This window comes from Burkholderia sp. lig30 (assembly GCF_000687455.2).
Lineage (GTDB): Bacteria > Pseudomonadota > Gammaproteobacteria > Burkholderiales > Burkholderiaceae > Burkholderia.
The window spans coordinates 25,905-32,590 of sequence record NZ_JGVW01000090.1; the positions used below are offsets into that span (position 1 = coordinate 25,905).

Sequence of the window (6,686 nt, forward strand, 5' to 3'; positions counted from 1 at the left end):
GTTCAGGCATTCGCGAGCGCGCTTTCCGGCGCGCCCAGCGCCAGCCAGCCCCCATCCGCCTCGACGCAGGTGCCGGTCACGTAGCTCGCGCGAGACGACAGCAGGAACGCGATCACGTCGGCGATCTCGGCCGGTTCGGCGAGGCGCCCCAGCGGCGTGCGCGCTTCGATCGCCGCCACGTCGAGCGCGCCTTCGCGCACCAGCTTGTCGACCAGCGCGGTACGCACGTAGCCCGGCGCGACCGCGTTGACGCGCAGCCCCGAACGCGCCCACTCGCACGCCAGCGAGCGGGTCATCGCGACGATCCCGGCCTTGGCCGCGCCATAAGCGTTGCGGGCCGGAATGCCGGCCAGGCCGGCGATCGACGCGAGGTTCACGATGGCGCCGCTGCGACGCGGCAGCATCGCCCGCCCCGCCTCCCGGCACAGCAGGAAGGTGCCGCGCAGATGCACGCCGAGCACGCGGTCGAACGCGGCGACGTCCTGTTCCAGCGTGGCGGCGGCCTGATCCGGCACCCCCGCGCAGTTGACCAGCCCGTCGAGGCGCCCGAAGCGGGCAAGCACCTCGCGCATCAGCGCCGCGACCGACGCCTCGTCGGTCACGTCGGCGCCGAATCCGAGGTGCGCGGCGCCGAGCGCGTCAGCGCGTTGCCGTACTGCCGGCTCGTTGCGGTCCACCAGCACAACGCGGGCACGATCCTGCGCCAGCCGCTCGGCGCACGCCCAACCGATGCCGTCCGCGCCGCCGGTGACGATCACGACGTTCTCTGCGTTCGCCATTTACGCCCCCTGCCAGGCCGGCATCTCGACGGCCCGGATCAAGCGGGTTTCCTGCGCGACGATCAGGTGCTCGGAAGCCGCCAGGTACGCCGGGAAATCCGGGTGCGTGTCACGCTTGCGGCTGCGTCGCTCGTAGTCGGCGAGATCCTCGTAAGCCCACAGATGGACGAACTGGTTGAGCGGCCCGACCTGGCTCACGTAGAAGCCTGCCGGATGGCCGAGCGTGTCGAGCAGGATCGGCATCGCCATGCGGTTGAACACGTCGAGAAACTCGCCCATCTTGCGCAGCCGGATGGTGTACACGCGGTGATCGATCAGCGGTCTGGCGAGCGGGCTCATGCCTTCACCTCCTGTCTGCCGGCCGTCTGCGTGACGGCTGCGGCCTTCGCCTTGTCGGCGACGTGATTGCCGGTGACGTAGCCGAAGGTCATGTTCGGGCCGTGGGTAATGCCCGCCCCCGGATAATTGCCGCCCATGATGCTGGCGCGGTCGTTGCCGACCGCGTACAGCCCGTCGATCGGCGTGCCGTCCCGGCGCAGCACCTCGCCGACGACGCTGGTCCTGACGCCGTCGAAGGTGCCCAGGTCGCCCATGATCACCTTCACGGCATAGAACGGTCCCTGCGCCACCGGCGCGACGCAAGGGTTCGGCGTGTGCGCGGGGTCGGCGAGATAGCGGTTGAACGACGTGCTGCCGCGCCCGAAGGCCGGGTCTTCGCCGTTGACGGCGTCCTTGTTGTAGGCGCGCACGGTCGCCTCCAGCCCGGCCGGGTCGATGCCGGCGTTGCGCGCGAGCTCGGCGAGCGACTTGCCCTTGATCAGGTAGCCGTTGCGCAGGAACTTGCCGACCGGCATCGGCGCCGGCTTGACGAAGCCGAGGCCGTATTTGGCGAGCGCGGCCTTGTCGCACACCAGCCACATCGCCGTTTCCTTCTGCCCGTCGCACGCGCGGACCAGCGCGGCGCCGACGTCGTGGTAGGACGCGGATTCGTTGGTGAAGCGCCTGCCGTTGCGCAGCACGCCGATCACGCCGGGCTTGTAGCGGTCCAGCAGGTGCGGAAACACCCCGTACTTGCCGTTGCCGTACGGCACGCGCGACACCGGCATCCATGCGGACGCATCCTCGAAGCGGATATCCACCGCGCCGCCGGCCGCTTCGGCCATGTTCACGCCGTCGCCGGTGTTGCCCGCCGGCGTCGGCGACAGGTGCTCGCCTCCGCGCCGAAGATGCGGATAGGCACCGGCGATGCGCTTGACGTCCTGCGGAAAGCCGCCGCACGCGAGCACCACGCCGTGGCGCGCGACGATGCGCCGCTCGCCGTCCGGGCCGGCGGCCAGCACCCCGACCGCCTTGCCGCCCTCCAGCAGCACTTGCGTGACCGGCGTCGAGGTCAGGATCGGAATCCCGAGGTCGAGCGCGGACTTCGCGAGCCGCGCCGCCAGTGCGTTGCCGCTGGTCACGTGGATGCCGCGCCGATACAGCACCAGCTCCTTCAGGTGCGCCGCCAGCCGTTTCGCGACGTAGACGAACGAGGTCAACGACTTCGTGACGTTGAAGAAGTGCTTCAGGTCGGCGTTGGACGAGTTGAACATCATGCCGATGAAGGTGATCGTCTCGAGCGGCGGCTTGAGCCGCGCCATGTCGCGACCGAGCGCGCGGATGTCGAACGGCGCGGCCAGGATCGAGCGGCCGACGTCCGCGCCGCCCGGCGCGTCCGGGTGGTAGTCCGGATACAGCGTGGGCACGAACTTGACCGCAGTCTCGCGCTCGAAGAATTCCACCATCTTCGGCCCGTTGTCGATGAAGGCGGACACGGCCGCCTCGTCGTAGAAGGCCCCGGTCTCGCGCATCATGTAGGTCCGCACCGCCTCGACCGTGTCGGCCGGGTTCTGCTTGCGGCCGTGCGCGTTCAACGGGACCCACAGCACCCCGCCGGACAGCGCAGTGGTGCCGCCGAACACCGGCTCCTTCTCCAGCACCACCACGTCGAGGCCACGCTTTTTCGCGGTCACCGCGGCGGCCAGTCCGGCGGCGCCGGAGCCGACCACGAGCAGGTCGCATTCGAGCGGCCGATTCTGCAGGTTGCTCATCGGGCTGCTCCTTCCGCGCTAACGGCGGCGTGAACGGCGGCATGCGCGGCCGCGGCCGGCGCGTCGGCCGCGCTGAAACCGGGGCGCGGCACCAGATCCATCAACATCGACGGCATGCCGCCGTCCACGCCCAGTTCCGCGCCGTTCACGTAGCCGGCGCGCGGGCTCAGCAGGTAAAGAACGGCATCGGCGATGTCCTGCGGCTCGCCGATACGGCGGCTGGCGGTGGCCGCCGCGCGCTTTTCCTCGACGCCGGGTTGCGCGTAGAACGCTGCCGACAGCGGGGTGCGGATCATGCCCGGGCAGACCGCATTGCTGCGGATGCCCAGCGCCCCCCATTCGGCGGCCAGCTGGCGCGACAGCAGCAGCACGCCGGCCTTGCTCGGGCTGTAGGCGCCGCTGTGCGTCTGCGGGAAGTTCGCGGAAATCGACGCGACGTGCACCAGGCTGCCGCCGCCCTGCTCCAGCATCTGCGGGCGGAACGCGCGCGCGCACAGCAGATAGCCGGTCAGGTTGACCGCCAGCACGGCGTTCCAGTCGTCCAGCGTCACCGCATCGAGGCTGGCCGGGCGCAGCAGGCCGGCATTGTTGACCAGCCCGTGGCACGGGCCGAGCGTGTCGCGCACCTGCGCGGCCGCCGCGGCAAGGCTCGCTTCATCTGATGTGTCGGCCGCCACGGCCAGCACGTCTGCGCCGCGCGCGGCCAATGCATCGGCCACCTGACGACAACCGTCTGCATTGCGATCCAGCAGCGCCACCTTGGCGCCGACGGCCGCCAGCGCCTGCGCGATCGCGGCGCCGATGCCGCTCGCGGCACCCGTGACGGCGACCACGCCGCCGGCCAGCCCCAGCCAGTCCTGTCGGGACGTATCCATATCGAGTCTCCTCCTTGCTCACTGTCCTTGTCGTCATCCAGCGAGGGCATACCGCTCATAAACCAGCCGTCTGGAACATCGATCCGGTTGAGACGGTGATTCCGGCATGGAGGCCCCCATGCCGAAAACCCTTGCTTGAAGGCTCAAATTCTAGGAACGGCCGCTACTTCGTTGAATTGACGATTGCGGCCAATGCCTGGACAATTCGTGCATCCTTAGCGAGGAGAGCAAGGTGACCGCAACGATCCCTCATTACGCGTTGTATGGCGATCCGGCGCAGCCGGGCGGATGCCATTCATTCAATTTCGAGTGGATTCCGGAACGTTCCGGCCCGAACAACTGGGACATCAAGCCTCACCTGCACGAGGCGTTCCTGCAGATCCTCTATCTGCGCCGGGGCGACGGCGAGGTGTTGCTGGACGATGCGCGCTGGCCGCTGAAGGCACCGTGCGTCGTGGTCATTCCGGCGCAGACCGTGCATGGACTGCACTTCTCCGACCGGGTGGACGGGCCGGTCGTCACGGCCGCGCAAGCGCCGCTCGAATCGGTGGCCGGCCTGTTGATGCCGGAACTCGTGAATGTGATTCGCAAGCCGGCGGTGCTCACGCTGGACGCCGGCACGCGCCATGCCCGCGCGCTGATGCCGCTCTTCCTCGCGATCGAGCGCGAGGCGCGCACCGATGCCAACGGTCAGCTTGCGGTGGGCATGTCGCTGCTCACCGCGCTGCTGGTGCAGATCGCGCGCCTGAGATCGGTACAGGAAGCCGTGCCGCCGGCCGCCAGCTCGCGCAAGGCGGCGCAGATCGAACGCTTCAGGACGCTGGTGGACGAGCGCTTTCGCACCCGCGCGCCGGTGGACTGGTATGCGGGCGAGCTGGGCATCACCGCCGGGCAGCTGTCGCGGCTGTGCCGGGAAGCGCTCGGGCTGTCGAGCCTCGACGTGATCAACGCCCGCATCGTTCGCGAGGCACAGCGCGAGCTTGTCTACACGACGAAAAGCGTCAAGCAACTGGCGGCGGCGCTGGGGTTCGACGATGAGGCCTACTTCGCGCGCTTCTTCAAGAAACACACCGGGCAAAGCCCTACCGCGTTCCGGGATGAAGTGATTCGGCAAATGCGGTTTCAGGATGCTTTGTAGGCCGTATTGATGATCTATGCCGGGGAAGTCCTTCCATGCGGTGATGTCATCCTGACTTGAGACGTCTCTCCTCGCCTCCATTCGCCCACCAGATCCATACAGGCGTGTCCGGGATGATCACTGCGCTGCCGGCCGCCATCCGTCGAAGCTCGCGTTCGGCAACACTCCCCGGCGATGCGCAGCCAATCGCTATAATCGCGTCACCATGAATCTCAGCACGATGCACGCACGACGCCATGTTTCGGCCGGAGCCTCGCTCCTGCTGCTGCTCGTCTTCGTGCTGCGTTCGCTGATTCCGACCGGATTCATGGTCGATACGCGCGTCGATGCCGATCCGCTCGCGGTCACCTTGTGCAGCGGCCACGGCCCTGTGGCGGTGTCTGCGCTGCTTCTTGCCGGGACCAGGCGACCCGATGCAACCGGTGTGTCCATCGACAGGACCGCTGGCGTTTCCGCGTTGGCGCATCGTGCCGCGCCGAACGACCCGGGGCATGGCGGCGACGCGCCCGCGCACGGAATCTGCCCGTTCAATGCGGCGCTTGCGCTGGCGGTCGTCTCGGCTGCGATTCCGCTCATTCTCTGCTATCTGCTGACGCGGCCGATCAGGTGCCGCGCCCCGGAAGCGGTTCCCGTCTCCCGCCTCGTCTGGCCGTCCCGGCACGCGCGCGCGCCCCCGGCGCTCCTTCCCGCCTGACGTCATCGACTGAACGTTTCGTACGCTCGATTCACGAGAGGTGTTCGCGCGCCTGCCGGGCGATCGCTTGCTGACCGCATCCATGTCGCCCGCGTAAGCGGCGTCATCGCGCGTCGCTTCGGTCTGCGCAACACATCCTGAAGCGCTGGCCTTCGATACGTCCGGCATGCCGCCGAATCACCACGTGCCCGCTGCACACCGGGCCGCAGTCGGTCAACGAACGCTCGCGCGGTCTACCGTTGCACGCGCCGCGTCGCCGGCTGCCGTCCGGCGCCGGCGCAACGCACCTGCGCTTTTTACACCGGACTTGCTCCCCCGATCGGGAAGCATGCCTTTGAATCCTGAGACCCAACACGCCATGTTTGGCAATTCTTCCTTTTCTTCCGCTGCGACATGCGAATCCGCGGCCTCCTCCGCATCGGTCCGGCGGGCCGATACCCATGAACCCGACACCCAGCGTCGCGCCATGCATCCCGGCCCCGCGAAAGTGACGACGATGGCATGGCATTACACGGTCATGATGAATTTCGAGTCGATCATCATGAACGAATGCATTTTGCCGAGGGCACTCGGCGCAGCTCCGCACGCGCGCCCGCTGGTCTGGTTCTCGCTCAATCGCTTCTGGGAGAACACGGCAAACAAGGGAGCGATCGATCCGAAGACCGGCGAGCGCATCCGCCTGTCGATGCGGCAGACCCGCGCGGCCGGAGGCGGGCTTGTCCGGTTCGGAATCGACGCGTGCAAGCTGCTCCGGGATGACGTGCTTTGGCAACGGGCCCGCATCGAGGACGACGTGCGGAATGCCCTGGTCGAGGAAGCCGTGCAGCAAGGTGCCGATCCATCCGACTGGTGCGGATCGATCAAGCCTGTCCCGGTCGACAGGCTGGTCATCGAGTCGTTGAACGACTCGCTTCAATGGCAGACGTTCAGAGGGTAGGCGGACAAGGGCCGAAGCCTGGCCGGATCGGCTGCGCCGTCGATCAGGCAAAATAACCGGGAACGCTGCTGCATAAGCCTGTCTCTCCCCACCGTGGTTACGCCCACGCTGCCTTGCCGGTGTCGCCCACCGCGAGCAGTTCGGATTCCGCAGCCATGCCGAGATAGGCGATC

At 67.9% G+C, this 6,686-nt stretch carries 7 protein-coding genes; 3 read left to right on the forward strand and 4 right to left on the reverse strand.

Annotated elements, in window-relative coordinates:
• Positions 1 to 2: 2 nt before the first annotated feature.
• Genes LIG30_RS18130 through LIG30_RS18145 form a run of 4 tightly spaced genes read right to left on the reverse strand, consistent with a single transcriptional unit; the run spans position 3 to position 3,744 of the window.
• Entirely contained in the window at positions 3 to 779 is a 777-nt protein-coding gene (locus LIG30_RS18130; protein ID WP_038714146.1) for an SDR family NAD(P)-dependent oxidoreductase, read from the reverse strand.
• On the reverse strand, positions 780 to 1,118 hold the full coding sequence (locus tag LIG30_RS18135; RefSeq protein WP_038714148.1) for an NIPSNAP family protein: 339 nt from the start codon (positions 1,116 to 1,118) through the stop codon (positions 780 to 782).
• Positions 1,115 to 2,869 carry an FAD-dependent oxidoreductase gene (locus tag LIG30_RS18140; RefSeq protein ID WP_051995086.1) on the reverse strand — a complete coding sequence of 585 codons (1,755 nt, stop codon included), beginning with the start codon at positions 2,867 to 2,869 and terminating at the stop codon, positions 1,115 to 1,117. Before LIG30_RS18140 ends, LIG30_RS18135 begins: the two co-directional genes overlap by 4 nt.
• Positions 2,866 to 3,744 (reverse strand): SDR family NAD(P)-dependent oxidoreductase, encoded by an 879-nt coding sequence (locus tag LIG30_RS18145; RefSeq protein ID WP_051995087.1) that lies wholly within the window; start codon positions 3,742 to 3,744, stop codon positions 2,866 to 2,868. The genes LIG30_RS18140 and LIG30_RS18145 overlap by 4 nt, the downstream gene beginning before the upstream one ends.
• A gap of 232 nt (positions 3,745 to 3,976) precedes the next feature.
• Here LIG30_RS18145 and LIG30_RS18150 point away from each other — a divergent pair, with 232 nt between their 5' ends.
• The 3 genes from LIG30_RS18150 (at position 3,977) to LIG30_RS18160 (ending at position 6,513) form a co-directional block, all read left to right on the forward strand.
• Positions 3,977 to 4,882 carry a helix-turn-helix domain-containing protein gene (locus tag LIG30_RS18150; protein ID WP_038714150.1) on the forward strand — a complete coding sequence of 302 codons (906 nt, stop codon included), beginning with the start codon at positions 3,977 to 3,979 and terminating at the stop codon, positions 4,880 to 4,882.
• Positions 4,883 to 5,087: 205 nt separating this feature from the next.
• Positions 5,088 to 5,576, forward strand: a complete 489-nt coding sequence (locus LIG30_RS18155; protein ID WP_038714153.1) for a hypothetical protein — start codon at positions 5,088 to 5,090, stop codon at positions 5,574 to 5,576.
• Positions 5,577 to 5,904: 328 nt separating this feature from the next.
• Positions 5,905 to 6,513 carry a hypothetical protein gene (locus LIG30_RS18160; RefSeq protein ID WP_152986145.1) on the forward strand — a complete coding sequence of 203 codons (609 nt, stop codon included), beginning with the start codon at positions 5,905 to 5,907 and terminating at the stop codon, positions 6,511 to 6,513.
• The last annotated feature ends 173 nt before the right edge of the window (positions 6,514 to 6,686 follow it).